The 25,743-nt window shown below is 67.8% G+C and carries 17 protein-coding genes and 1 tRNA gene; 5 read left to right on the top strand and 13 right to left on the bottom strand.

The window, feature by feature from the left end; all coding sequences use genetic code 11:
* The first annotated feature begins 3 nt into the window (after positions 1-3).
* Entirely contained in the window at positions 4-915 is a 912-nt protein-coding gene (locus tag N7E59_RS01520) for a LysR family transcriptional regulator (RefSeq protein WP_261623134.1), read from the top strand.
* Here the strand turns inward: N7E59_RS01520 and N7E59_RS01525 are convergent.
* From N7E59_RS01525 to N7E59_RS01540, 4 genes are read right to left on the bottom strand one after another with little or no spacing between them, the layout of a single operon-like run.
* Positions 900-1,814, bottom strand: coding sequence for a 3-hydroxyacyl-CoA dehydrogenase family protein (locus N7E59_RS01525; protein ID WP_261623135.1), 915 nt, complete (start codon positions 1,812-1,814; stop codon positions 900-902). The two genes, N7E59_RS01520 and N7E59_RS01525, sit on opposite strands and share 16 nt — an antisense overlap.
* A 6-nt stretch (positions 1,815-1,820) precedes the next feature.
* A complete protein-coding gene (locus N7E59_RS01530) occupies positions 1,821-2,648 on the bottom strand; it encodes an enoyl-CoA hydratase/isomerase family protein (protein WP_261623136.1) in 828 nt (275 codons plus the stop codon).
* Between the two features lie 30 nt (positions 2,649-2,678).
* A complete protein-coding gene (locus tag N7E59_RS01535) occupies positions 2,679-4,709 on the bottom strand; it encodes a TRAP transporter permease (RefSeq protein ID WP_261623137.1) in 2,031 nt (676 codons plus the stop codon).
* The gene (locus tag N7E59_RS01540) at positions 4,706-5,911 is read right to left on the bottom strand and encodes a TAXI family TRAP transporter solute-binding subunit (protein ID WP_315942970.1); all 1,206 of its coding nucleotides are present in this window, start codon (positions 5,909-5,911) and stop codon (positions 4,706-4,708) included. Before N7E59_RS01540 ends, N7E59_RS01535 begins: the two co-directional genes overlap by 4 nt.
* A gap of 267 nt (positions 5,912-6,178) precedes the next feature.
* Between N7E59_RS01540 and N7E59_RS01545 the strand changes: the two genes are divergently transcribed.
* The gene (locus tag N7E59_RS01545) at positions 6,179-7,717 is read left to right on the top strand and encodes a class I adenylate-forming enzyme family protein (RefSeq protein WP_261623138.1); all 1,539 of its coding nucleotides are present in this window, start codon (positions 6,179-6,181) and stop codon (positions 7,715-7,717) included.
* A 110-nt stretch (positions 7,718-7,827) separates the two neighbouring features.
* Here the strand turns inward: N7E59_RS01545 and N7E59_RS01550 are convergent.
* Positions 7,828-7,911 (bottom strand) — tRNA-Leu (locus N7E59_RS01550).
* A gap of 102 nt (positions 7,912-8,013) precedes the next feature.
* On the bottom strand, positions 8,014-9,057 hold the full coding sequence (locus N7E59_RS01555) for an ABC transporter substrate-binding protein (protein ID WP_261623139.1): 1,044 nt from the start codon (positions 9,055-9,057) through the stop codon (positions 8,014-8,016).
* Positions 9,058-9,190: 133 nt separating this feature from the next.
* On the opposite strand from N7E59_RS01555, the gene hrpA reads away from it, so the two are divergent.
* Complete coding sequence (gene hrpA / locus N7E59_RS01560; protein WP_261623140.1) at positions 9,191-13,324, top strand: ATP-dependent RNA helicase HrpA; 4,134 nt, start codon at positions 9,191-9,193, stop codon at positions 13,322-13,324.
* A 25-nt stretch (positions 13,325-13,349) separates the two neighbouring features.
* Here hrpA and N7E59_RS01565 read toward each other — a convergent pair whose 3' ends face one another.
* On the bottom strand, positions 13,350-13,784 hold the full coding sequence (locus N7E59_RS01565) for an HIT family protein (protein ID WP_261623141.1): 435 nt from the start codon (positions 13,782-13,784) through the stop codon (positions 13,350-13,352).
* Between the two features lie 160 nt (positions 13,785-13,944).
* Here N7E59_RS01565 and N7E59_RS01570 point away from each other — a divergent pair, with 160 nt between their 5' ends.
* Positions 13,945-14,373 (top strand): Fur family transcriptional regulator, encoded by a 429-nt coding sequence (locus N7E59_RS01570; protein WP_261623142.1) that lies wholly within the window; start codon positions 13,945-13,947, stop codon positions 14,371-14,373.
* Here N7E59_RS01570 and N7E59_RS01575 read toward each other — a convergent pair.
* The 6 genes from N7E59_RS01575 to guaB1 form a co-directional block, all read right to left on the bottom strand.
* Positions 14,328-15,218 (bottom strand): metal ABC transporter permease, encoded by an 891-nt coding sequence (locus tag N7E59_RS01575; protein WP_261623143.1) that lies wholly within the window; start codon positions 15,216-15,218, stop codon positions 14,328-14,330. The genes N7E59_RS01570 and N7E59_RS01575 overlap by 46 nt on opposite strands.
* Positions 15,215-16,129, bottom strand: a complete 915-nt coding sequence (locus tag N7E59_RS01580; RefSeq protein ID WP_261623144.1) for a metal ABC transporter ATP-binding protein — start codon at positions 16,127-16,129, stop codon at positions 15,215-15,217. Before N7E59_RS01580 ends, N7E59_RS01575 begins: the two co-directional genes overlap by 4 nt.
* Positions 16,119-17,114: a metal ABC transporter solute-binding protein, Zn/Mn family gene (locus tag N7E59_RS01585; RefSeq protein WP_261623145.1), complete on the bottom strand. Its 996-nt coding sequence runs from the start codon at positions 17,112-17,114 to the stop codon at positions 16,119-16,121. Before N7E59_RS01585 ends, N7E59_RS01580 begins: the two co-directional genes overlap by 11 nt.
* A 124-nt stretch (positions 17,115-17,238) precedes the next feature.
* The gene (locus tag N7E59_RS01590; RefSeq protein ID WP_261623146.1) at positions 17,239-18,342 is read right to left on the bottom strand and encodes a hemolysin family protein; all 1,104 of its coding nucleotides are present in this window, start codon (positions 18,340-18,342) and stop codon (positions 17,239-17,241) included.
* Positions 18,342-19,733 (bottom strand): hemolysin family protein, encoded by a 1,392-nt coding sequence (locus tag N7E59_RS01595; protein WP_261623147.1) that lies wholly within the window; start codon positions 19,731-19,733, stop codon positions 18,342-18,344. The genes N7E59_RS01590 and N7E59_RS01595 overlap by 1 nt, the downstream gene beginning before the upstream one ends.
* A gap of 135 nt (positions 19,734-19,868) precedes the next feature.
* The gene (gene guaB1 / locus N7E59_RS01600) at positions 19,869-21,362 is read right to left on the bottom strand and encodes a GMP reductase (protein ID WP_261623148.1); all 1,494 of its coding nucleotides are present in this window, start codon (positions 21,360-21,362) and stop codon (positions 19,869-19,871) included.
* Between the two features lie 274 nt (positions 21,363-21,636).
* Here guaB1 and N7E59_RS01605 point away from each other — a divergent pair, with 274 nt between their 5' ends.
* The gene (locus N7E59_RS01605) at positions 21,637-25,641 is read left to right on the top strand and encodes a multifunctional oxoglutarate decarboxylase/oxoglutarate dehydrogenase thiamine pyrophosphate-binding subunit/dihydrolipoyllysine-residue succinyltransferase subunit (protein ID WP_261623149.1); all 4,005 of its coding nucleotides are present in this window, start codon (positions 21,637-21,639) and stop codon (positions 25,639-25,641) included.
* Positions 25,642-25,743 lie beyond the last annotated feature (102 nt).

Consider the following 25,743-nt stretch of genomic DNA (forward strand, 5'->3'; position numbering starts at 1 on the left):
TCCATGGAGGTCCGCGAGGCGGAAGCCTTCCTCATGGTGGCCGATGAGCTGCACTTCGGGCGTGCGGCCGCGCGTCTCAATATGGCGCAGCCCCCATTGAGCCGGCTCATCCGCCAGCTGGAGAGGAAGCTGCGCACGAGGCTCTTCGACCGCAGCACGAGGAGCGTAGAGATGACGCCGGCCGGTTCGGCCCTCGTCGATCCTGCTAGGCGCCTGGTCGCCGTGTCACGCGAAGCGCAGGAGGCCGTATCGAGTGCCATGAACGGTGAGACCGGCACCGTGCACATCGGATTCGCCGGCGCTTCGATCAATCGGACGATCGGACAGCTGGCCCGAACGCTGCGTCGGACGCACCCCCGAGTGCTGCTCGAGTTCCACGGATCACAGTTCTCACCTGCAGGACTCGACCGTGTCTTGGACGGCACACTGGACCTCGCGTTCGGTCGGTGGGACTTCATCCCCGCCACGCTCGAGTCACACGTCATCGCGCTCGAAACTACCCTGGTCGTTCTGCCGGCTCGCCATCCCCTGGCCGACCAGCCAGAGGTGCGCGTCTCCGACCTCGCCCACGAGAACTGGATCACGCTTCCCGGGGGATTCGGCTCCGCCCTGTACAACAGGCTGACCACCCTCACCCGGGGTGCCGGATTCGTTCCGAAGATCACCCAGACTGCGCCGGACTCGTGGACCCTGGTCATCCTCGTCGCCGCTGAGATGGGCTGCGCGCTGACATTGGACTCCGTCCGAGACAACGTCACCACTCCCGGAGTCGTCTTCCGGCCGGTCGCGGACCCCCAGGAGCCGCTCGAAGTGCGCATGATCTGGCGACGGGACGATCCGAGCATCGCACTCCGGAACGTCACCGAGGCGGCGAAGGCCCTGCTGCCGGACCCCCGCATTCAGGAATCGTCGTAGGTGTACCACCCTCGCCCGGTCTTCCGGCCGAAATGACCGGCCTCATAGAGTCGTCGGACGGCCGGGTGCGGCAGGGCGCCTTCATCGCCGGTCTGTTCGAACTCGGCGAGACGGATCAAATGTACGACGTCGATGCCGACGAGGTCCATCAGTTCGAACGGGCCCATAGGATGCCGGAGGGCGGTGCGAGCCGCCCTGTCGATGTCCTCCACGTCGGCGACCCCGGCGTCGTGGAGTTCGAGTGCTTCTCGACGGATCGCCCCGAGGATTCGGTTCGCGACGAATCCTGGGATCTCTCGGCGGAGCCGCACCCCCGACTTGCCCAATGACCGCACCAGCTCCATCGACGTATCGACGACGGTCTCCGCAGTGCCGTCATGCGGCACCACTTCGACACACTCCATCACCAGAGCAGGATTGAAGAAGTGCAGGTTCAGCACCCGATCGGGTCGGGTCGTGCTGTCTGCGAGCTGCGACGAGACGATGTTCGACGAATTGGTCGCCAGGATCGTCCTCCGGGGCGTCTCCCGATCGAGGTCCTCGAAGATCCGCCGCTTCACCTCCAACGACTCCGCCGCCGCTTCGATGACGAAGTCGCACTCCGACACCGCGGTCGCGCGGTCCGTCGAGAGTCGCAGCCGCTCCATGGCCCGATCAACATCATCACGAGCTCTCCGGCCTCGGGAGACGTCTCGATCCATCCGTGACTGCAAGGCATCTCGGGCGCCGTCCAGCAGCTCGTCCGACAGGTCGACGAGCGAGGTGCTGTATCCGGCCAGCGCACACACCATGGCGATCTGAGAGCCCATGACTCCGGCTCCCACGACAGCGATCTCTCGCACTTCTCCTGCCGGCCCTGAACGATGTTCTTCAGCGTGTTTCCGACCTGTCGATGTCATGGCAACTCACTCCCCCGAACGGTCATGGTGGACGGACAGGAAGTCTGCTCGTCGCCCCTCCAGGAACGCGCTCGTCCCCTCAGACTTCTCGTCGGTGCTGTAGATCACCGACTGAGCCAACCGCTCCAGCAGCAGGCCCGTCTCCTGGTCGACGTCGAACCCGCGTCTGATGACTTCGGACGCGAGCTTCACGGCCAGGGGCCCCTTCGCCAGGATCCGAGTCGCTGCGGACTCGGCCGCTGTGATCAGGTCGTCGGAGGACACGATTTCGGTGACCAGCCCATAGGTGAGGGCCTCCTCACCGGAGACCCGCCTCCCCGTGAGGATCATGTCGGTCGCACGACCGATTCCGACCATGCGGGCGAGCCGCTGTGTACCCCCTGCAGCGGGAATGATTCCGAGCCCGGTCTCCAGCAGCCCGAAGACCGCGTCCGTCGAAGCGATCCGCACGTCACACGCCAGAGCAAGTTCACATCCGCCCCCGAACGCATAGCCGTTGACGGCCGCGATCGTCGGCTTCGGGAAGGCCTCGATCCTCGAATACAGCCTCTGCATCCTCGCCGTGAGCCCGTCGACGGGTCGACGGCGCTCCAGCTCCCGGATGTCCGCACCGGCGACGAAAGCCTTGCTCCCGGCTCCCGTGAAGATCAGGAGCCGGACTGAGTCATCGTGCTCGAATGCGTCCAACAGCTCTGCCAGACGTGAGAGCACCTCCGCATTCATGGCGTTGTGAACCTGCGGGCGGTTGATCGTCACCACCACGATGCCGTCTCGGTTCGCTGTGAGGACCGGGTCCTCAGACTGCTGCACGTCCGCGTCAGCGATTCCGGTCATGGGTCGCTCCTCTCGATAGTCCGTCGACTGTCACGATGATGTGTCGGCAGCCTGGGCCGCGGTGCGTCCGCGGAAGAGACTGATCGCGGCCGTCGCGAGGACGACGCCCAGACCGATCAGCGTCCACGTGGTGCTGGGGAGGAACATGACGAATCCGCCCACGGCCAACGGAACCCGGAGGACAAGCGTCAGGCGCACCTCGGCCAGGCTCAACCACCCGCTGAACGCACAGGCGAGGGCGAAGACCGCCACGATGCTCGCCAGACCGTTGACGAGGACCTCCCCCGCAGGCGCCTGAGCCACCAGGGCGGGATTGAGCGCGAACCCGAACGGGACGACGTACTTGACCAGCCCAAGACGCATGGCCTCAACACATGTCGCCATCGCCGGCGCCTTGGAGATCCCGGCGGCTGCGAACGCGGCCAGTCCGACGGGAGGCGTGATGTAGGAGACGGAGGCCCAATAGATGACGAACAGGTGCGCGGCGATGGGATCGACCCCGAGCTCGATCACGGCTGGAGCCATCACGATCGCAAGGAAGACGTAGGCCGCCGAGATGGTGAGTCCCATGCCGAGGACGAAGCAGGCGAACGCTCCGGCGATGAGCATCAGCACCACGTTCTCCCCGACCAGGGCGACGAGATCGCGAGACAGGGAGAGCGCGACGCCGGTCGCAGACAAGCCTCCCAGAATCAGGCCGACACCGGCGATGATGCCGATGATCTGAGCCAGGGTCTTTCCCACGTCGAGGGTCATCTCGGTCCATTCCTTCGGTCCGAATCTGACGCTCGGTCGGACCAGAGCGATGACGAGGAGGACCGCGACCACCCAGAACGGCACCTGAGACTCATTCCCCGTGGTGAAGAGCATGAGAGTCAGAAGGACCAAGCAGCTGAGATAGGGCCAACCGGCGAGGAGTGCAGAGCCGACCCGGGGCAGCAGGTCCCGTGGCGACCCCCTGAGCCCTCTCATCGCGGCGTAGCCGTCGATCTGGATGAAGATCCCCAGGAAGTACAGGATGGCAGGAATTGTGGCCGCGATCAGAATCTCGGTGTAGGAGACACCGACGAATGACACCATGAGGAACGCGGCCGTCCCCATGATCGGTGGGGTGATCGAACCCCCGGACGAGGCCGTCGCTTCAACCGCCCCGGCCGTCTTTCGGCTGAAGCCGCTCTTGATCATGGCTGGAATGGTCATCGGACCGGTCGTCAGGACATTGGAGACCGCCGATCCGCTCATCATGCCCATAGTGGCCGAGCTCGCCACGGAGACCTTGGCCGACCCCCCACGAAACCGTCCGAACAGGGCGGTCGAGAGTTCATGGAAGAATTGGGCTCCACCCGTGTGCTGGAGCACGACGCCGAAGAGGAGGAAGCCGACGAGGATGCTTCCTGCGGTCTGCAGGGGCAGACCCAGGATCGACTCGTTGCCCATGGCATGCACCTGGGCCAGCGTGGCGACGTCGTACTGGATACCCTCGAGGAATCCGACGGGCAGCTGTCCGGCGGTCACAGGATAGATCGACACCAGGAAGGCCAGCACTGCGACGATCCAGCCCGCACCGCGGCGCAGCACCTCGATGATGAGGCCCCAGAGGACGAAGCTCACGACTGTGGCGAAGGTCGGAGCGACGAAGGCCCAACCGTACTCGTGGATGTCGACGCCGTGGAAGGCGAAGTACGCGGCACACGACACGAACAGAACGATGAGCACCACGTCGTACCAGGGGAGGCCTCTCCGCACGCCTCCTGTCGCCGCTGTCGCAGATCGTCTGGCCGGCATCACGATGAAGAGGATCGGGATGAAGAGCATGATGAGCAGATAGAGGAACGTGTTCGTCAGCAGTGCGATGCCGAAGAGGTTCCAGAAGAAGACCTGATTCATCGTCAGGAGCAGTCCCAGCAGCGTGAGACCGATCACCGCCCATCGCCAGAACATCGTGAGCCTGGGATTCTCCGACTCCTCCGCCATCAGAGACTGGTCCGGGACGGTGTCGGACGTGTCGGTGCCGTCGGGAGCGTCGGGCCGCAGTCCGTCGGTCAGGGGCGTGGTACTCATCGGTCGCTCTCCCCACCATTCGATCCGTCATCATCGTCGTCTACTTCGGGCAGGTCGGGCAGATTGTCCTGCTTCCACGAATACCACTGTCGGGCGACGTCGTCGTCGGTCGCATGATCATCCCAGAAGTCCGGCCAGGCTGATCTCATCAGCTGCTCACGCTCCAGCAGAGCATCCTGACGCGCCTGGAGGCTCTCCGACCACCGGTCCGCACGTTCGAAGAACCGCACGGCGCCTTCGTGGAATGGCACGACCATAGGTGTCATGAGCACTTCGTCCCGATGGAAGTTGTGCGCATCAGGGGTCGCGTCCTTGAAGCTCCCGTAGTTCTCATCGATGTGCTCGAGAAGCGTGAGCACCTCATCGGCGGAGCGCTCTTCGAGAGTCGTGAGAGGGATCGAGTACTGCATGTTGACCACGGACTCACCCTCGTCCAGACCTGCGCCGTCGGTGAACGAACCGGGTCTGACCATCGGGGCCAGCGTCTCCCAGGTCTCGTAGCGGGACTCGTCGTCGCCGCCGAGGTCGAGCCAGCGGACAGGATACTGACTTGCGAGCTCCTCGATGTTCGCCCCTACGACGTTCTGATAGAGCGCATCGAGCTGCCCCGATCTCAGTGCATCGATCTGTTCGGCGTAGCTGATGTCGACGAGGTCGACGTCGTCAGACGTCAGCCCTCCATAGTTGAGGATCGCTTCGAGCTTGCGGTTCATGGACGTGCTGGCGACGAGTCGGGGATACCGTCGTCCCTCCAGATCCTCGACCGTCTCGATTCCGCTGTCTTCGAGGACGAGCACCCCATAGTTGCCGGGAGGGGCGAAGATCTGACGGATCGGCTGGGGTCCCCACTGTCCAGAGGCGAACTCATCATCACCCTCGAATGCATAGAAGTACTCGTCACCTGCCCTCGCGTACTGGGCCGTCTGACTCATGACGGGAGCCAGTCTTCCTATTCCAGTGTCGCTGGTCATCAGCCGAACCTGCACACCGGACTGTTGGGTCATGGCATTGGCCACAGCCGCCAGGTCGTTGTAGGTGCCGGTCCCCACCCCGTACGTCGACCACACCATCTGCTCCGGGAGCCCATCCGACCGCACAGACGGCTGACCGCACCCAGCCAGCAGACCGGCCGCCGCCACCGAACCGACGCCGGCCAGGAATGATCGCCGGCTGCAGGGCAGGGTCATCGTCGCCTCCATCATCAGAACTCTCCTGTGCTGACTCCGAACGTGAGCCGCATCACAGGTTCGGATGGGAGTCAGTCAACCGGTCATACATTCACAGCACCAGCCCTCCGGGCCTTTGATACCTCCAACGCAATAATCCGACATCACCTGCACAATGGCCGACTGCCGTCGACCACGCCTGTTGCCTCTGGACATCCGCCCCTGCGACGCTGACCATCACTGCGTACCGACGGCGGCCCGTGCGGACCGGTCGGTCCCTTCGACGTGCAGAGGAGCGGCTCGGTGTTCAATCTCGCAATGGTGCTGACCGAATCTGCGGCGAGACACCCCGAGAGACCCGCCGTATTGGACGACGGGCGGGCGTGGACCTTCTCCGAGTTGGACAGGCGCGCAGACGCCTTCGCCGACTCCCTGCAGTCCGACGGGATTCGCCCGGGAGACGCCGTCGGCCTACAGATGGCGAACGGAGCTGCATTCGTCATCGCGTACTACGGGATCCTCAGAGCAGGATCGGTCGTCGTACCGGTGAACCCGTTGGCAGTGTCCCGCGAGATCTCACACATCATGAAGTCGGCCGAACTCCGATCGATGGTCACCGAATCCGAGAACCTCGAGACGGTCCTCCGAGCCGACCCTCAGGGACGCCTCCCCACCATGTTCGTCGCGGGACCGGCAGACCCACCGACCCGACGCATCAGGTCCTTCGACGAGGCTTCCGCGAAACCTGCCTCGTCCGAGCATCGCCTGCCCGTGATGCGGCCTCTGGACAGTACCGCGGCCATCATCTTCACCTCCGGCACGACAGGGGCGCCGAAGGCCGCGGAGCTCACTCACGGAAATCTCCTCAGCAGCTGCACGCATGTCACCAGGGACGCGGATGTGCGCGAGGCGGATGTCACGCTGGCCTGCATCCCCCTCTTCCACGTCTTCGGCATGACCGGACTTATGAACACCTCGGTGGCCCAAGGCCTCCCGCTCGTCACACTGCGTCGATTCTCCCCGGACGACGTGTTCCGACTGATCGAGGAGCATTCCGTCACCCGCACCTCATTCGTGCCGACGATGATCGCCGAGCTCATCTCTGCCGACCCGCCGGACCGCGACCTCTCCTCTCTGCGCCGAATCACATCGGGCGGCGCACCGCTGGACGTGCAGCACGTGGCAGGGACGGAGGAGCTGTTCCCTGCGGCCACCCTGCTGGAAGGCTACGGCGCCTCCGAGACGACCTCGTCGATATGCGTCAACCGGGATCGCGGCACTCGGCGTCTGGGGTCGGTCGGGACGGCGACCTGGGGAACCCAGATCCGCGTCGTCGACGACGACGGTCGTGCGGTCCCGAAGGGAGCCTCCGACATCGGTGAGGTGCAGGTGCGGGGTCTCACCGTCTTCAGCGGATACCGGGGCGACCCCGAAGCGACGGCCGCCGCCTTCGACGGGGACTGGCTCCGGACCGGCGACCTCGGTCACGTGGACTCCGACGGATACCTGTTCCTGTCCGGTCGCCGAAGTGAGCTGATCATCCGTGGCGGGTACAACGTCTATCCGGCAGAGGTGGAGGTCGTCCTGACCAGTCATCCATCCGTCGCCGAAGCGGCTGTGATCGGTGTCCCCGATGTGCGACTCGGTCAGGAGATAGTCGCCTTCATCGTCACCAGCGCTCAGGTGGAGGCTCAGGAGCTGGACGCGTTCGCGCGCGAACGTCTCTCCCGCTACAAGTGTCCGCGCGAGATCCGATTCGTCGACGACCTCCCCAAGACTGCGTCTGGAAAGATCCGACGTGCAGTTCTGTCGCGTGATGGGAACACCTCGTCTGAGGTCTGAACGAGGGGGCTGACACGGCCCCGGACGTCCCGGCAGAGATCGGACGGAGAGAAAGAAGCACCCCGGACCGTGGTCCGGGGTGCTTCTGAGGTCCTCAGGCAGGACAGCTGTGCGCGAGGGGGGACTTGAACCCCCACGCCCGTGAAGGCACTGGCACCTGAAGCCAGCGCGTCTACCTATTCCGCCACTCGCGCGGGCGTTTCCCGTCGGCCTGGCCGACGAACAACGGAGTCCATCTTAGCCACAGAACTCCGACCGCGCATAATCACGGAGGGGTGACCCCCGTCTCAGCCGGGTCAGTCGTCCGCCTCCTCCGGATCCTCCGGTTCGACGTCCTCGCCGACGACGACGTCGGCGGAGTCCATCAGCTCCTGGGGCACCTCCAAGCCCATCTGCTCCGCCGCGTCCGGATTGAGGTACAGCTGGATGTCGTCGAGCGTCTCCACCGGTGTCTGTCCCGGGTCCTCGTCGTCCTGCAGGATGCGCAGCGCCATCTCTCCGGCCTGGCGCCCCAAGGCCTCATAGTCCACAGCGTAGGAGCCGATGGTCCCCCGAGCCACCGAATCTCCGTCGGCGGAGAAGACCGGGATCTGCTGATCGCGCCCGAAGCTGATCACCGACTCGAGGCCGGAGACGACCACATTGTCCGTGGGGATCCAGATCGCGTCGACCCCGGAGAGCGACTCCACTCCCTGCTGGACTTCCGCGGAGTTGGTGATGGTCGAGGTCTCGATCTCCACGTCGAGCTCCTCGGCGGCTTCGCGCGCCATCTCCACCTGGACCTCCGAGTTCACCTCACCCGAGGCGTAGAGGACACCGATCGACTCCACGTCGGGATCCGCCTCGGTGATCAGCCCGAGCTGCTCCTCCACCGGATTCAGATCGGAGAGCCCGGTGACGTTCTCACCCGGCTCCTCCCAGGAGTCGACGAGCCCGGCCTCCTCAGGCTCGGTGACGGCCAAGAACACCACAGGAAGGTCTTCGCCCTGCGTCGCGGTGACGATCTGCTGCGACTGCGAGGTCGCGATCGTGGCCACCAGATCGTGGCCCCCTTCGGCCAGCTGCCCGGCCACCGTGGTCTCGGTGGCGGCGTCGCCCTGAGCGTTGCGCTCGGTCCACTCGACATCGACCTCCGCCTCCTCGAAGGCCTGCCGGAACCCCTCCCGTGCGGCGTCGAGCGACGGGTGCTCCACAGGCTGTGCGATGCCGATCGAATACGGGTCCTCCTCAGTACCCCGGTCATCACCCCCGGCGCCCTCCCCGCAGGACGTCAGCACGAGCGCGGCGAGCGCCGTCGGAACCAAGAATCGCAGGGCGGGCGGAACGAGACGGTCGGACACTGGGGTTCCCTTCCTCAGGCGGATGCGAGCGGCTCCGGGCGAGGCGCCGACGGAGTGTCGACCATTCTTCCACGCGGCCCCCGAGCTCCGAGGCCGCGCGGCGGGCGGCGACGCCGATAGAATCACCTCCGTCATGGATGAGACCTCCCCCGCCGCCTCCCGCCGCAGCTACACCGCCGCCGAGCTGAACTATCCGGCCGAGCTGCCGGTCGTCGCCGAACGGGAACGCCTGCTCGAGGCCCTCCGTGACCACCAGGTGGTCGTCGTCGCCGGCGAGACGGGCTCGGGAAAGACCACTCAGCTGCCCAAGATGCTGCTGGAGCTGGGAGTTCACCGGCACGGGACCGTCGGTCACACCCAGCCGCGGCGGCTGGCCGCGCGCACGGTGGCCGAACGGCTCGCCGAGGAGCTGGGCACCTCACTGGGCGACCAGGTGGGCTACCAGGTCCGCTTCACCTCGGAAGTCTCAGACTCCACCGATGTGAAGCTCATGACCGACGGCATCCTGCTCGCCGAGATCCGCCGGGATCCGCTGCTGAAGCGATACTCCGCCGTCATCATCGACGAGGCCCACGAACGCAGCCTCACCATCGACGTCATCCTGGGGTACCTGAAGTCGATCCTCCCCCGACGACCCGATCTGAAGGTCATCGTCACCTCGGCCACCATCGACCCCGAACGCTTCGCCGCGCACTTCGGGACCTCCTCCGACGACGACCCCCGAGAGACGGCCTCCGAGGTGCCCATCGTCGAGGTCTCGGGGCGCACCTACCCCGTCGAGATCCGCTATCGTCCGCTGCGCCCCGAGGACGCCGGGATCCACGACGAGACCCACGACTTCGACGACCCCGCGACCTCCCCCGCCGGCGAGCGGCCCCCGGCCGACGGCCGGGAGCGCGACATGATCGACGCCGTCGCCGACGCCGTCGTCGAGCTCGCCGAGGAGCCCTCCGGCGACATCCTGATCTTCTTCCCCGGCGAGCGCGAGATCCGCGACGCGGCCGACGCCCTGGCCGAGACGGTCCGTCGCCACCGTCGACTGGCCGACGCGGAGATCCTTCCGCTGTTCGGACGCCTGTCCATGGCCGAGCAGAAGCGGGTCTTCCACCCCGGCGGCCGGCGTCGGATCGTCTTGGCGACCAACGTGGCCGAGACCTCGCTGACCGTCCCCGGCATCCGCTACGTCATCGACACCGGCACCGCCCGCATCTCGCGCTACTCCACCCGGACCAAGGTCCAACGTCTCCCCATCGAGCCCATCTCGCAGGCCAGCGCGAACCAGCGCTCGGGCCGGTCGGGACGCACCTCGCCGGGCATCGCGATCCGCCTGTACTCCGAGGAGGACTTCGAGTCACGGCCGGAGTTCACAGACCCGGAGATCCTCCGCACATCCCTCGCCTCGGTGCTGCTGCAGATGTCCTCGATGGGCATCACGCGCACCCCGGAGGAGCTGCTCGACTTCCCCTTCGTCCAGCCTCCCGACGCCAAGGCGGTCAACGACGCCGTCCGGCTGCTCACCGAGCTCGGAGCCCTCCACGCCGGTCGGGGCAGGGCCCCGAAGGGCGCGATCACCCGGATCGGCCGACAGCTGGCCCAGCTGCCGGTCGACCCGCGCCTGGGACGCATGATGGTCGAAGCCGCACGTCGGGACTGCCTGGAGGAGGTCACCGTGCTGGTGGCCGCGCTGTCCATCCAGGACGTCCGGGAACGTCCCACCGAGCAGCGCCGACAGGCCGACGAGCTCCACGGCCGCTTCCGTGACACCGAGTCCGACTTCTCGGCGCTGCTGAACCTCTGGCGCCACCTGGTGGAGAAGCAGAAGGAGCTCTCCGGGAACCAGTTCCGACGCCTGTGCCGCCGGGAGTTCCTCAACTATCTGCGGGTGCGGGAATGGCAGGACCTGGTCGTCCAGCTCACCGACCTCGCCGCCGAGGCCGACCTGACCGAACATCGCTCAGGACGAGGCTCAGGACGCCGCTCAGGGCGTCGGCGCGGCTCCTCCCGACGCATGCCGGTGGACCCGGCCGGCCGTCACACGGCGGTCCACCAGTCGCTGCTGGCGGGACTGCTCAGCCACATCGGTCTCTTCGCCCCCCGGACCAAGGACTATCAGGGCGCCCGCGGCACCCGGTTCGCCGTGTTCCCCGGCTCGGGCCTCTTCAAGCGTCAGCACGACTGGGTGATGGCGGCCGAGCTCGTGGAGACCAGCCGACTGTGGGCCCGCACGGTCGCGGCGATCCGTCCCGAGTGGGTCGAGGAGCTCGCACCGCACCTGGTGAAGACCCAACACTCCGATCCCCGATGGTCGGCGTCGCGGGGCGCCGCGGTGGTCACCGAGAAGGTCACGCTCTACGGCGTGCCGATCGTCGCCGACCGTGCTGTGCTCTACGGCCGCGTGGACCGCGAGGGCGCGCGGGAGGAGTTCATCCGACGCGCGCTCATCGACGGCGAGTGGACCACCCGCCATCACTTCGACGCGCGCAACAGGAGGCGCTTCGAGGAGCTGGAGGAGCTGCAGAGCCGCACGCGCCGCCGTGACCTCCAGGCCTCCGACGACGACCTCTTCGCGTTCTTCGATGCCCGCGTGCCCGACGACGTCGTCTCGCAGCGCCACTTCGACTCCTGGTGGAAGCATGCGCGCCACGAGACGCCCGAGCTGCTCGACCTGACCGAGGAGCACCTCTACGCGCAGGACGCCGACGCCGTCGACGTGGAGGCCTTCCCCGAGCACCTGGACCTCGACGGGCTGCGGCTTCCCCTGCAGTACGAGTTCAACCCCACCGTGTCCGGGAACCGCTCCGGAGCCGCCTCGGACGGGGTGACCGTCCGGATTCCTGTGGTCTTCCTCAATCAGATCTCCTCGGACCAGCTCGACTGGCTGATCCCGGGGCTGCGCACCGAACTGATCACGGCGCTCATCCGCTCGATGCCCAAACAGCTGCGCCGGAACTTCGTGCCGGCGCCGGACGTCGCCGCCGAGGCGCGCACGGCCCTGGAGGAGGGGTCCGTCCCGTACGCGGACCCCTTCGTCGGCTCCCTCGCACGGGTGCTCAGAGGTCTGCGCGGGGTGCCGGTGGACCCCTCGGGGCTGCGTGTCGATGCCCTGCCGGCGCACCTGAGGTTCACCTTCGCAGTGGTCTCGGAGAAGGGCCGGGTGCTGGACAGCTCCACGGATCTCACCGAGCTGCAGCTGCGCTACGCCGAGCAGAACCGTCGGGCCATCGGTCGGTCGCTGGCCGAGCCGGACTCGGCAGACCGGGACGGGTCGGGACGGACCCGGGCACCGGATGCGGAGAGGGCAGCCGATCCGAGGAGCGGGGCGAGGGCCTCGTCATCCGGCGGGAAGGGCCCTCGGCCCGGGGCCGGCGCCCGACGCTCCGCCGTCCCCGAGCAGCGGCACCAGACCAGCTGGACCTTCGGTGATCTGCCCACAGAGCTGACCGCTCAGATCTCCGGCCGCGGCGTCGCAGGCTTCCCAGCCCTGGTTCCCGACGACGAGGAGGGGGGCCGCGGGGTGCGCTGCCTCATCGTCGACTCCGCAGAGGAGCAGGAGCGCCGGCACCGACGCGGTGTGGTCACCCTCCTCCGCGAGGTGCTGCCCTCTCCCCAGCGCTACGTGGTCGAACACCTCTCCCACCGGGAGCGTCTGGCCTTCAACCAGTCGCCGCACGGCACGGTGGAGTCGCTGGTCGTGGACTGCACCACCGCCGCCCTGGACCATCTCGTGCCGTCCGCACTGCCGTTCACGGCCGAAGCCTTCGAACGGGTCTCCCGCGAGGCCAGGGCCGAACTCATCGAGACGGTGCTGCGGCTGACCGGCACCGTTGCCGAGGTGCTCACCCTCGCCGGCGAGGTCACTGCGCGCCTGCAGTCGACGTCCTCGCCGGCGCTGGCACCGGCGGTCTCCGACATGGAGGCCCAGCTGGGTCAGCTGGTGCGTCCCGGGTTCGTCGCGGAGGCCGGGTTCGCGCAGGTCCGGCACCTCACCCGATACCTGCGCGGCATGCTCCTCCGACTGGACCGGCTGGAGGCCGGCCAGGGGGTCACCAGGGACGCCGCGGACATGGACTCCGTCCAGCGGCTCGAGGACGAGTTCGACGCCGCCGTCGAGGCGGTCCCGTCCCAGCTGCCGGTGCCCCGCGCCCTGGACGAGGTCCGGTGGATGCTGGAGGAGTACCGGATCAACCTGTTCGCCCAGCAGCTCGGGACGGCTCAGACCGTCTCCCCCAAACGCATCCGACGGGCGGTGAAGCAGGGAAGCCGCTGAGCCGTTCGGCGGCCCCCGCTGAGCCTCAGTCCTCCTCGGCGGGGACGTGCTCGGCGTCGCCCATCAGGCGCAGCGCGACCCGAAGCTTCTCTGCGGCGACGTCCATCCGTTCCGGATCGGGATCCGACTCGACCCGGCCGAAGTCAAAGTCCGCCATGGATTCGGAGGGCCACACGTGGATGTGCAGATGGTCGATCTCGTAGCCGGCGATGACGAGACCGGCGCGCGCGGAGCCGAAGGCCTCGACCTCGGCCTTCCCGATGCGATGGGCCACCCGCATCAGATGGGCCATGAGCTCCGGGTCGGCGTCGGTCCAGCGGTCGACCTCATGACGAGGCACCACCAGCGTGTGCCCGTAGGCCAGGGGCGCGATGGAGAGGAAGGCGACGCAGGTCTCGTCCTGCCACACGAACCGACCGGGCAGCTCGCCGTCGATGATCTTTGTGAACACCGTGCTCATGGGTGTGCTCCTTCCGGGTCCCGCGGGACCCTACGGGTGTGCGGTGGGCGGGGGCCCTGATGCGATCGTACGTCCCCAGCTCGGAGCACCGATACGTCGGGGGCGCTGATATTCTGGATCGGCCCGCCGCCGGGAACCACGCCCCGCAGGGAGGAGCGCCATGACCCAGGAGTCGACCTCGCAGCGGCCCGCCGCCCCGGCGACCCGCGCCCGCAGCACTCGCCAGAAGCGCGCCGTCTGGGCCGCGCTGAGCTCGCTCGAGGACTTCGTCAGCGCCCAGGACCTGCACCGCATCCTCACCGAGCGGGGCGAGAAGGTCTCTCTGGCCACCGTCTACCGCATCCTTCAGTCGCATCAGGAGGAGGGGACCGTCGACGTCCTCCGCCCCGACGACGGCGAGGCGGTGTTCCGGCTCTGCGAACGCGAGGAGCATCATCACCATCTGGTCTGCCGCAGCTGCGGACTGACCGTGGAGTTCGCGGCCGAAGACATCGAGGCCTGGGCCGCGCGGTTCGCCGAGGAGCAGGGCTTCACCGAACAGCATCACACCTTGGAGGTGTACGGGCTCTGCGCCGACTGCTCGGCCTGAGACCGACGACGGCGTCGCCGCCCCCGTCCGACCACCAGACAGATGAGATAGATCAGGAACGAGATCGTCGTGATGTAGGGGCTGATGGGTATCGTTCCGGTGATGGCGAGCATGATCCCGCCCACCGCGGAGATCAGCGAGAAGGCCATGGACAGCAGCACCGCGGACATGGGATGCACGGTGACGCGCAGCGAGGCGGCCGCGGGGACGACCAGCAGCGCCAGCACCAGCAGGGCCCCGATGATCTGCACGGACATCGCCACGGCGGCGCCGAGCAGGACCATGAAGCCGATGGACAGCGCGTTGACGCCCACACCCCGGGCGCGCGCAAGCTGCGGATCCACCGAGGCGAACATCAGCGGCCTCCAGATGACCACCAGGACGGCGCTGATCAGCACCGCACCGGTGACCAGGGTCCGGGTCTGGATGTCGTCGACCCCGATGATCTGTCCGGTCAGCAGCCCGAACTTGTTCGCCGAACGCCCTTGGTACAGGGACAGGAAGAGTATGCCGAGACCGAGCCCGAACGGCATCAGGACTCCGGTGACCGCACCGACGTCCTTGTCCCGCAGGCTCAGCACCCCGATCAGGGCGGCGGCGGCCACTGCTCCCACCGCTGAGCCGGCGACCACGTCGAGTCCGGCCAGCAGGGCGAGCGCCGCACCGGCGAAGGAGATCTCGGCGATGCCGTGGACCACCAGCGCGGTGCGCCGCAGCATGATGAACACCCCGATCATGCCGCCCATCAGGCCGAGCACTCCGGCGGCGATCACCGAGTTGGAGACGAGCTGGAAGAGGTCCCAGTAACCCTCCAGGGTGAACGACCCGCTGATCCTCTCGATCATGCCGACCTCCCGTGCTCGCCGTGGGACTGGTGGTCGTCGTCGTGGACGTGGGGGCCGACTCCCACACGGGGGTCTTCGGGCGCGAGAGGCTCCTCGGCCCGATGCCCGGGAGCGCAGTGGTGCCCCTCGAAGTGCTGGGACATGACCACCAGTCGTCCGCGGTGCTCGATGACGTCGATCGGAGCGCCATAGAGCTCGGAGAGCACCTCGGACCGCATGACGGCCTCCGTGGTCCCGATGCGGTGACCGCCGGGGGCCAGGTAGAGCACCCGGTCGACGTGCTCGACGACGGGGTTGATCTCATGGGTGACGAACACGACCGCCGTGCCGGATTCAGCCTGTTCGCGGATCAGCCGGGTGACGCCCTGCTGATGGTGGAGGTCGAGGGAGTGCAGCGGCTCGTCGCACAGCAGCACGGTCGGCTCGGAGGCCAGCGCCTGGGCGGCACGCAGGCGCTGCTGCTCGCCGCCGGAGAGCAGCCCCACCGGTTCGTCGGCGTAGTCCGAGGCGCCGACCTTCTCGAGCAGCTCGTCGACCCGGCGGCGCATCCGGCGTCGGTGCATCCGAATTCCGTAGCGGTGTCCGTCGAGGCCCAGGGCGACGACGTCCCGGGCGCGCAGCGGAGTCTCTGCGGGCATATCGGCCTGCTGGGGGATGTAGCCCACACGGCTGGATCCGCGTCGCGCGGGACGGCCGGCGATCTCCGCCGACCCCGAGTCCAGCCGCTGCAGCCCCAGAAGGACCTTCAGCAGAGTGGACTTCCCGGCACCGTTGGGGCCCAGAACGGCGAGGAACTCTCCGGGTGAGAGGTCCAGGTCCAGGCCGGACCAGAGGCTGCGGCCGTGGAAGCCGACGCCGGCGTTGCGCAGCGACAGGACGGACCGGGCCGCAGCGGGAGACTCAGCCGCCATGGGCGTCCTCCGCGAGCTCTTCGACGGCGTCGATGTTGGCCTCCATCCAGTCGAGGTAGCCCTCGTGCTCCTCCGGAACGGTCTCGCTGAACTCCAGGACCGGTACGCCGGCGTCCTCGGCCGCGGCGCGCACCGCCCGCGCCTGTGCGGTCTCGGTCTGGACGGTGAAGGCCAGCAGATCGATCTCACCGGCCGAGGCGGTGTCCAACGCCTGCCGGTGCAGCCTCGGGGAGACGTCGTCGCCGTGCTCGACGGCGGCCAGGAACTGCGGATCTGTCTCATCGGCGAACCCGGCGAGGTGCAGCAGGTGCTGGGAGGCCGGTTCGGTGGCCAGGTAGCTCAGACCTTCGGCGTCGACGGCCGCGGCACGGTCGCTCAGCGCCGCGATCTCCTCGGCCAGCGATTCGGCCTCCCCGCGGTACTGGTCGGCGTGGTCGCCGTCGAGCTCGGCCATGAGGTCTCCGAACTCCAGGACGAACTCCTCCATCCGGTCGAGGTCGTACCAGACGTGTTCGTCCTCGTACCCGTCGTCATGATCGTGCTCGTCGTGCTCGTCGCCGTCCTCGTGGTCGTGGTCGTGGTCGTGGTCGTGGTCGTGGTCATGGTCGCCCTCCCCCTCGACGAGTCGGACGACACGGTCCTCACGGTCGGCGGATGCCGCCAGATCGGTCAGGAAGGGGTCGTAGCCGCCGCCGTTGGCGATGATCACGTCGGCGCCCTCCACGGCCAGCCGGTCCTGCGGAGTGGCTTCGTAGGAGTGCGGATCGACCGCCGCGTCGTCGATCACGGCCTCCACCTCCGCCCGGTCGCCGACGACACCTGCTGTGAGGTCGGCGTAGACGTCGGTCGAGGCCACCACGACGATGTCCCCGTCGGCGTCCACGTCGTCCACACCGCCCCCGTCGGCCGCTCCCCCGCAGGCGGAGAGCACCAGCGCTGCGACTCCGAGGCCGCCGAGCGTCAGGACGGGGCGGGAGGTCGGCACGGGGGGTGCTGAGGCTGCGGGTGGTGTCACGGGGAACTTTCGGCGAAGGGGCGGCGATGTCGGTCCTCAGGCTACGCCGCACTCTTGTTGAGAACAAATCGCAACACGAGCTCCTCGTCGTCGCTCAGCGTCTGCGCTCCTCGACCGGCTCGTCCGCCTCCTCCTCGACCCGGTGCCGGCGCCGAGAGTCCCGCGACTGCGTCACGTCATGGATCTCGCCGATGAGCACCTCGAGGATGTCCTCGAGGAACAGGATGCCCAGCGTCCGCCCGTCGGCATGCAGGACCCTGGCCAGGTGGGACCCGGTGCGCTGCATCCGGGCCAGGCAGTCCTCGATCTCATCCTCAGGTGCCATGTTCACCAGGGAACGGACCGCGGTGTAGGGCAGCGGGTCCTCGTAGTGGGACTGCGGCAGCGTCATGATGTCCTTGAGGTGGACGTAGCCGTCGAAGTCGCCGTCGTCGTCGACCACCAGGAACCGGGAGAACCCGGTGCGACCCACAGCTTTCTCAACCTGCTTGGGGATGACGTCGTTGGGGAGCGAGACCACATCCTCGACCGGCACCATCACGGACTCGGCCGTGTAGTCGGAGAACTCCAGGGCTCCGGCGATGACGCCGGACTCGTCGGAGACGGTCCCCCCGCGGGTCGACTCGGCGACGATCGACTGCATCTCCTCCAGCGTGAACGTCGAGACCACCTCGTCGCGCGGAGTGATCCGGAACATGCGGAGCACGACGTTCGCGATGACGTTGAGCACCCAGATCAGCGGCATGAGCAGCCGATACAGCAGGACCAGCGGCGGAGCCAGCAGCAGCACCGCCCGGTCCGCCACCGAGACCGCGTAGTTCTTCGGCACCATCTCGCCGAGGGTGACGTGGAGGAAGGAGACGATCAGCAGTGCGACGACGAATGCGGTCACCGAGGCGACGGCCTGCGAGAGCCCGACCGCGGTGAGCGGATCGGTGAGCAGGTGGTGGATCGCCGGCTCCGACACCAGCAGGATCAGCAGCGAGCAGACGGTGATGCCCAGCTGGGCGATCGCGAGCATCTGTGACACGTGCTCCATCGCGTACAGCGCCGTCTTGGCCCGGGAGGAGCCGGCCTCGGCCTTGGGCTCGATCTGGCTGCGGCGCGCGCTCATCACGGCGAACTCGCCGCCGACGAAGAAGGCGTTGCCGACCAGGAGCACCACCAGCCAGACGATCCCCATCAGGTCGCCGCCCATCAGGCCTCACCTCCCTGCTTGGCGACGTGCTCGGCCCGCTCCTCGGCGGCCCTGCGGGCCCGCTCGCGGGCGGCGTCCACGGCCGCGCGCTGCGCCTCGGGGTCGGGGACGAACCGGACCCGGTCGATCCGGCGGCCGTCCACCGTCACGACCTCCAGGGTCCCGCCGGGGACCTCGACGACGTCGCCGACCGCCGCCATCCGTCCCAGGCGGTCCAGCACATAGCCGGCCACGGTCTCGTAGACGGAGTCGTCGGGGATCTCGAGCACCAGGATCTGCGCATTGATCTCATCCGGTCTGATCAGACCGGGGAAGTACCAGTCGCCGGCACGGGACTGCAGCACTCCTGGGGCGATGCGGTCGTGCTCGTCGGAGACCTCGCCGACGATCTCCTCGACCACGTCCTCCAGGGTCAGCACTCCGGCGGTCCCCCCGTACTCGTCCACGACCACGGCCATCTGCAGGGGCGCTTCGCGCAGGTCGGAGAGGAGCCCGTCGATGTGGATGGTCTCAGGGACCCGCACCACCTCGGACATCACCGTGGCCGCCACCAGGCCGTCGCGCTTGTCCCGAGGCACCGCCACCGCCTTCTTCACATGGGTGACGCCTCGGACGTCGTCCACCGACTCGCCCAGGACGGGGAAGCGGGAGTAGCCGGTGCGTCGGGCCAGATCGATCAGGTCGGTCAGCGGCGCGTCGGCCTCGATGCTTGCCATACGGGGGCGCGGTGTCATCACGTCGGCGGCGGTCTGTTCGGAGAAGCGCAGGGTCCGGTCGAGGAAGGTCGCCGTCCCCTCGTCGAGGGTGCCGAGCATCGCCGAGCGACGGACCATCGACGACAGCTCCTCGGGGGTCCTCGCTCCGGAGAGCTCTTCCTTGACCTCGAGCCCGAAGCGGTGCAGGACCTTGTTCGAGAAGCCGTTGAGGACCACGATGGCCGGCCGGAAGACCGCGGTGAAGAGCAGCTGAGGCCGGGCCAGCGCCCGGCCCAGCGGGAACGCGATGGCGATGGCCATGTTCTTGGGCACGAGCTCACCGATGATCATCGTCACCATCGTCGCGATCACCATCGCCGTGATCAGCGAGACGGCCCCGGCGGCGGCGTCGGGCACCCCCAGGGCCTCGATGGGGTCTGCCAGAAGGGCGCCGAGGGCCGGTTCGGCGACATAACCGGTGAGCAGGGTCGTCAGCGTGATGCCGAGCTGGCAGCTGGAGAGCTGGGTCGACAGCGACTTCAGACACTTCATCAGCGGCACGGAACCGGTGTCACCCTCATCGATGGAGCGCTGGACGGTGGGCTGGTCCAGCGCCACCAGGGAGAACTCGACGGCGACGAAGAAGCCGGTTCCCAGGATCAGCAGGAATCCGAGGCCGAGAAGGAGGAACTCCACCTAGGAACCGCACCTCCCGGAGCATGCCGACGGTCGGGCGGGGGCGGCGGGCTGTGCGGAACGGTCGAGGACCGGTTGTCGATACTCCATCAGAGCACCGATCCTAGCGTGCGCCGAGGTCAGCGCACCAGCAGGTCACCACGTGGTGGGCACCGGCTTGCCCTCCTCGTATCCGGCCGCCGACTGCAGCCCGACGACCGCACGCTCCCGGAAGCGCGCGAGGTCCTCGGCACCGGTGTAGGTCATCGCGGACCTCAGCCCGGCGGTGATCATGTCCAGCAGGTCCTCCACGCCGGGGCGGCGCGGGTCCAGGTACATCTTCGACGAGGAGATGCCCTCCTCGAACAGACCCTTGCGCGCCCTGGCGAAGGCGTCCTCCTGGGCGGTGCGGTTCTGCACGGCTCGCGCCGAGGCCATGCCGAAGCTCTCCTTGTACCGGCGTCCGTCGGACTCGAGGATCAGATCGCCGGGCGATTCGAAGGTTCCGGCGAACCACGAGCCGACCATCACCTGGCTCGCACCCGCGGCCAGAGCCAGGGCGACGTCACGGGGATGCCGGACCCCTCCGTCGGCCCAGATCCGCCCGCCCTGCTGACGGGCCGCCGCGGCGCACTCCATCACCGCGGAGAACTGCGGCCGGCCGACCGCCGTCATCATCCGCGTGGTGCACATCGCGCCGGGACCCACACCGACCTTGGCGATGTCCGCCCCGGCGGCCATCAGATCCCGGACGCCGTCGGCGGTGACCACGTTGCCGGCCACCACCGGCACGGTGCGGCCGTGGGCGTCGACCACCCGGCGCACTGCCTCCAGGGCGTCGAACATCTTCCGCTGATGGCCGTGGGCGGTGTCGACCACGAGCACATCGCTGCCGGACTCCAGCAGGGTCTCGGCACGTCCGGCGACGTCGCCGTTGATCCCGACCGCCGTGGCGACCCGCAGACGGCCCGCATCGTCGAGGGCCGGACGGTACATCGTCGAACGCAGCGCGCCTCGGGGCGTGAGCACTCCGGCCAGTCGACCGTCCGAGGCCGTGACCGGCGCGAAGTCGGCGCCGACCGCGTCCATCTGGGTGAAGGCCCGCTCCAGACCCTCGTGCAGCCGCTCCGCGTCGAAGGGCGAATCCTCGGTGAGCCCGAGCTCGTCCTCGGTGAATCGGACCTGCGGCATCCGCATGACCGAACCGGCGGTGGAGAAGCGGTCGAGCCCGACGCAGTCGGCCGCCGCCACGACGCCGGCCAGGCGCATCTCATCGTCGACGACGCACACCGCAGGGTGGCTCCGCCTGTCCAGCAGGTGCAGCACGTCGAGCAGAGTGTCGCGCGGGGCCACCCGCAGCGCGGTGTCGAAGACGGGGTGCGATGCCTTGACCCGGGAGACCACCTGGCGGACCACCTCGGACGGGACGTCCTGCGGGAGCACGCCGAGCCCCCCTCGGCGGGCCATCGTCTCGACCATGCGCCGACCGGTGACCGCCGTCATATTGGCGGAGACCAGCGGAATCCCCGCACCGGTGCCGTCGTCGGGAGCGATGTCCACCTCGGTGCGGGACATGGCCTCGGACCGCGACGGCACGAGGAAGACGTCGGAGTACGTGAGATCTGTGATGGGTTCGTTCAGCAGACGCATGGCGGGAGGGGAACCTCTTCGTCGTCGGGAGCATCAGACACGATACCCGGTGCAGTGGCGACCACGTCACCGAAGTCATTATGCTGGGACCGATGAGCGCTAGGGATCGTCAGGGTCGCCCTCGGCCCGCGACCGAGGAGCGACGAAGCTTCTCAGTCGCACCCCTGCGCCCGAAGGGTCCGCGTGGTCGTCCGGCGGGCCGACGGCCCGTACGTCCGGGATGCGGGTCCTTGGGAATCCGGAGAGAACACACCATGGAAGAGGCGTATCCAACGTGCCAGATCTAACGTCCAGCCGACTCGCGGAGGAGTTCCCCGGAAACGAATGGTTGGTCGCCGACCTGTACGACAGGTTCAAGGACGACCCCGGCTCCGTGGACCGCAAGTGGGCAGACATCTTCCGTCGGCTCGAGGATGAGTCGACGGAGGCCTCTGCGGACCGCGGGTCCGACTCGGACGGGAAGTCGGGGCAGGACGATGCGCGCTCCGGCTCATCGAGGTCGTCGTCCTCGGACTCGGAGTCTTCGCAGGGGGACTCCGGCACGGATCCGGCCGCGTCCGACGAGACCACGCCGAGCACGGCCACTCCGGCCGACCCCGACGCGGCCCAGCGCCCGGACTCCGAGAAGTCTGGGGGGAAGTCCGGGGGGAAGTCCGGGGGGAAGACCTCCGAGGACTCAGGGAAGGACTCGGCCAAGACGTCCTCCAAGAGTTCGTCCAAGAGTTCGTCGAAGAGCACGTCCAAGGGCTCGGACGAGCGCGACGACGAGGGCTCGGACAAGAGCTCTAAGTCGCACAAGGCGCCGAAGAAGCCCTCGACCCGCCGCTCAGGCGGCTCCGGATCGAAGCCCATCCCTTCCGAGCCCACGCCGGCATCCACCGAGCGGACCGAGGAGAAGCAGGACGAGGTCACCCAGCTCAAGGGGATCTCCAAGGCGATCGCCGCGAACATGGACGCCTCGCTCAGCGTCCCCACGGCCACCACCGTCCGTGCGGTGCCGGCCAAGCTGCTCATCGACAACCGCGTGGTGATCAACAATCACCTGCGGCGCACCCGCGGCGGCAAGGTCTCCTTCACCCATCTCATCGGCTACGCCATGCTCAAGGCGCTGCGGGCCCACCCGTCGATGAACGTCACCTATGACGTCCAGGATGATCGCCCCGTGGCCGTCCAGCCCGCCCACGTGAACTTCGGCCTCGCCATCGACATGCCCCGCCCCGACGGCACCCGGGCCCTGGTGGTCCCGAACATCAAGGCCGCCGAGGACATGAGCTTCACCGACTTCTGGGCCGGATACGACGACGTCGTCTCCCGCGCCCGGGACAACAAGCTCACCCCGAACGACTACGCGGGCACCACGGTCTCGCTGACCAATCCCGGCGGCATCGGCACCGTGCACTCGGTGCCGCGGCTGTCCAAGGGGCAGGCCTGCATCGTCGGAGTCGGAGCCCTCGAGTATCCCGCCGAGTTCCAGGGTGCGTCGGAGAAGACCCTGCACAAGCTGGCGGTCTCCAAGATCATCACCCTGACCTCGACCTACGACCACCGGGTCATCCAGGGCGCGGGCTCCGGCGAGTTCCTCAAGACCATCCACGAGCTGCTGCTGGGCAAGGACGGCTTCTACGAGGAGGTCTTCCAGTCCCTGCGCATCCCCCACCAGCCGGTGCGGTGGTCGGCCGACATCCAGGTCAACCCCGAAGAGCAGATCAACAAGGTGGCCCGGATCCAACAGCTCATCCACGCCTACCGCGAGCGGGGCCACCTGATGGCCTCCGCGGACCCGCTGGAGTACCGGATGCGCGACCATCCGGACCTCGAGATCGAGAGCCACGGTCTGACCCTCTGGGACCTCGACCGCGATTGGCCGACCGGCGGCTTCGGCGGAAAGCAGAGCCTGCCCCTGCGCAACATCCTCGGAGTGCTCCGCGACACCTACTGCCGGAACACCGGCATCGAATACATGCACATCCAGTCGCCCGAGGAGCGGCGCTGGTTCCAGGACGAGATCGAGCACCCCTACGAGAAGCCCTCCCGCGACGAGCAGTTCCGCATCCTGGGTCGGCTCAACGCCGCCGAGGCGTTCGAGACGTTCCTGCAGACCAAGTTCGTCGGACAGAAGCGGTTCTCCTTGGAGGGCGGCGAGTCCCTGATCCCGCTGCTCGACGTGATCCTCTCCGAAGCGGCCGACGAGGGACTCGACGAGGTCACCATCGGCATGGCCCACCGCGGTCGGCTCAACGTGCTGGCCAACATCGCCGGCAAGACCTACGCCCAGATCTTCCGCGAGTTCGAAGGCCGTGACTTCGGCACCGGCTCCGGAGACGTGAAGTACCACCTGGGCACCCGCGGAGAGTTCACCTCCGACCGGGGCAACTCCACGTCGGTGTATCTGGCGGCCAACCCCTCGCACCTGGAAGCGGTCAATCCCGTCCTCGAGGGAGTCACCCGGGCGATGCAGGACCGGCTGGACCGCGGGTCGAGCAGCCTGAACTCGTTCTCGGTGCTGCCGCTGCTGGTCCACGGCGACGCCGCCTTCGCCGGCCAGGGCGTGGTCATGGAGACGCTCAACCTCTCCCAGCTGCGCGGCTACCGCACCGGCGGCACCGTCCACGTGGTGGTCAACAACCAGGTCGGATTCACCACCGCGCCGCAGTCGGGCCGTTCGATGACCTACTGCACGGACATGGCCCTGGCCATCCAGGCCCCGGTCTTCCACGTCAACGGCGACGACCCCGAGTCCGTCGCCCGGGTGGCCGACCTGGCGTTCCGCTACCGGCAGCGGTTCAACAAGGACGTCGTCATCGACCTGGTGTGCTACCGCCGGCGCGGTCACAACGAGGGCGACGATCCGTCGATGACGCAGCCGAAGATGTACAACCTCATCGAGGCCAAGCGCTCCACCCGCAAGCTCTACACGGAGAACCTGGTCGGACGAGGTGACATCACCCAGGAGGAGGCCGACCAGGCGCTGCAGGACTTCCGTCAGCGGCTGGAGCGGGTCTTCACCGAGACCAACGCCGCCCAGACCCAGCCTGTACCCACCGTCGGTGAGGACGGCGGAGCCCTGGCGCCGACGGCGAGCGAGGTCGAGGACGAGGCCCCCGGCCGCGCGGAGGACGACACGGCGATCTCAGCCGAGACCCTGGCCCACATCGGTGAGGTCCACACGAACATCCCCGAAGGCTTCACTCCGCACCCGAAGCTGAAGTCGCTGCTCGAGAAGCGGGCCAAGATGGCCCGCGAAGGCGCGATCGATTGGGGCTTCGCCGAGATCGCCGCCTTCGGGTCGCTGCTCATGGAGGGCAACGAAGTGCGCATGTCGGGGCAGGACTCGCGCCGCGGCACGTTCGTCCAGCGTCACGCGGTCTTCCACGATCGGGAGAACGGCGACGAGTGGTACCCGCTGAAGAACCTCACCGAGGATCAGGGTCGGCTGTTCATCTATGACTCGCTGCTCTCCGAGTTCGCCGCACTCGGCTTCGAGTACGGCTACTCGGTGGAGAACCCGAACTCGCTGGTGCTGTGGGAGGCGCAGTTCGGCGACTTCGTCAACGGTGCCCAGACGATCATCGACGAGTTCGTCGCCACCGCCGAGCAGAAGTGGGGGCAGCGGTCCTCGGTGGTCATGCTGCTCCCCCACGGCTACGAGGGGCAGGGACCAGACCACTCGTCAGGCCGGCCCGAGCGGTTCCTCCAGCTCTGTGCCGAGGACAACATGACCGTGGTCATCCCCTCGACCGGGGCGAACTACTTCCACCTGCTGCGTCGTCAGGCGGTCGCCCGCCCGCGGCGTCCGCTGATCGTGTTCTCCCCCAAGCAGCTGCTGCGGCTGAAGGCGGCGGCGAACTCGGTGGAGGACTTCACCGAGGGGACGTTCCAGAAGGTCATCGGCGACACCACGGTGGAGAAGTCGAAGGTCCGGCGTGTGCTGATCGTCTCGGGTCGCCTCTACTACGACCTGGAGACCACCCGCAGCAAGCACGACGACGAGAGCACGGCCATCGTCCGACTGGAGCAGCTCTACCCGATGCCGGTCGAGGAGCTGCAGGCGGAGCTGGACTCCTACCCGGAGGACGCGGAGTTCGTGTACGTCCAGGATGAGCCGTTCAACCAGGGGCCGTGGCCGTTCATGTACGTGAACTTCCTTCCGCTGCTGACCAAGGAGCTCGACCTGATCTCCCGCTCGGAGTCGGCCGCGACGTCGGTGGGACAGGCAAAGCGCCACGCTCGGGAGCTCGACTCCCTGCTGGCCCAGGCCTTCCCGCACCTGGACCTGTGAGGCGCAGAGCCGCCTGACCGGGTAACGTCTAGGGGTGCGACGGCAGCACCGCATCTGCGGCACGCCGTCGCGCCCCTGCATCGCGAAGAGAGGATCGGACGA

The organism is Nesterenkonia marinintestina (assembly GCF_025420485.1).
Taxonomy (GTDB): Bacteria; Actinomycetota; Actinomycetes; order Actinomycetales; family Micrococcaceae; genus Nesterenkonia; species Nesterenkonia marinintestina.

Bases quoted from the DNA above. Each gene is read 5' to 3' on its own strand.
- N7E59_RS01580 (WP_261623144.1), bottom strand. From the start codon at position 16,129: ATGGCGGCTGAGTCTCCCGCTGCGGCCCGGTCCGTCCTGTCGCTGCGC.
- N7E59_RS01535 (WP_261623137.1), bottom strand. From the start codon at position 4,709: ATGAGTACCACGCCCCTGACCGACGGACTGCGGCCCGACGCTCCCGAC.
- N7E59_RS01575 (WP_261623143.1), bottom strand. From the start codon at position 15,218: ATGATCGAGAGGATCAGCGGGTCGTTCACCCTGGAGGGTTACTGGGAC.
- guaB1 (WP_261623148.1), bottom strand. From the start codon at position 21,362: ATGCGTCTGCTGAACGAACCCATCACAGATCTCACGTACTCCGACGTC.
- N7E59_RS01590 (WP_261623146.1), bottom strand. From the start codon at position 18,342: ATGGGCGGCGACCTGATGGGGATCGTCTGGCTGGTGGTGCTCCTGGTC.
- N7E59_RS01530 (WP_261623136.1), bottom strand. From the start codon at position 2,648: ATGACCGGAATCGCTGACGCGGACGTGCAGCAGTCTGAGGACCCGGTC.
- N7E59_RS01525 (WP_261623135.1), bottom strand. From the start codon at position 1,814: ATGACATCGACAGGTCGGAAACACGCTGAAGAACATCGTTCAGGGCCG.
- hrpA (WP_261623140.1), top strand. From the start codon at position 9,191: ATGGATGAGACCTCCCCCGCCGCCTCCCGCCGCAGCTACACCGCCGCC.
- N7E59_RS01570 (WP_261623142.1), top strand. From the start codon at position 13,945: ATGACCCAGGAGTCGACCTCGCAGCGGCCCGCCGCCCCGGCGACCCGC.
- N7E59_RS01540 (WP_315942970.1), bottom strand. From the start codon at position 5,911: ATGATGGAGGCGACGATGACCCTGCCCTGCAGCCGGCGATCATTCCTG.
- N7E59_RS01565 (WP_261623141.1), bottom strand. From the start codon at position 13,784: ATGAGCACGGTGTTCACAAAGATCATCGACGGCGAGCTGCCCGGTCGG.
- N7E59_RS01520 (WP_261623134.1), top strand. From the start codon at position 4: ATGGAGGTCCGCGAGGCGGAAGCCTTCCTCATGGTGGCCGATGAGCTG.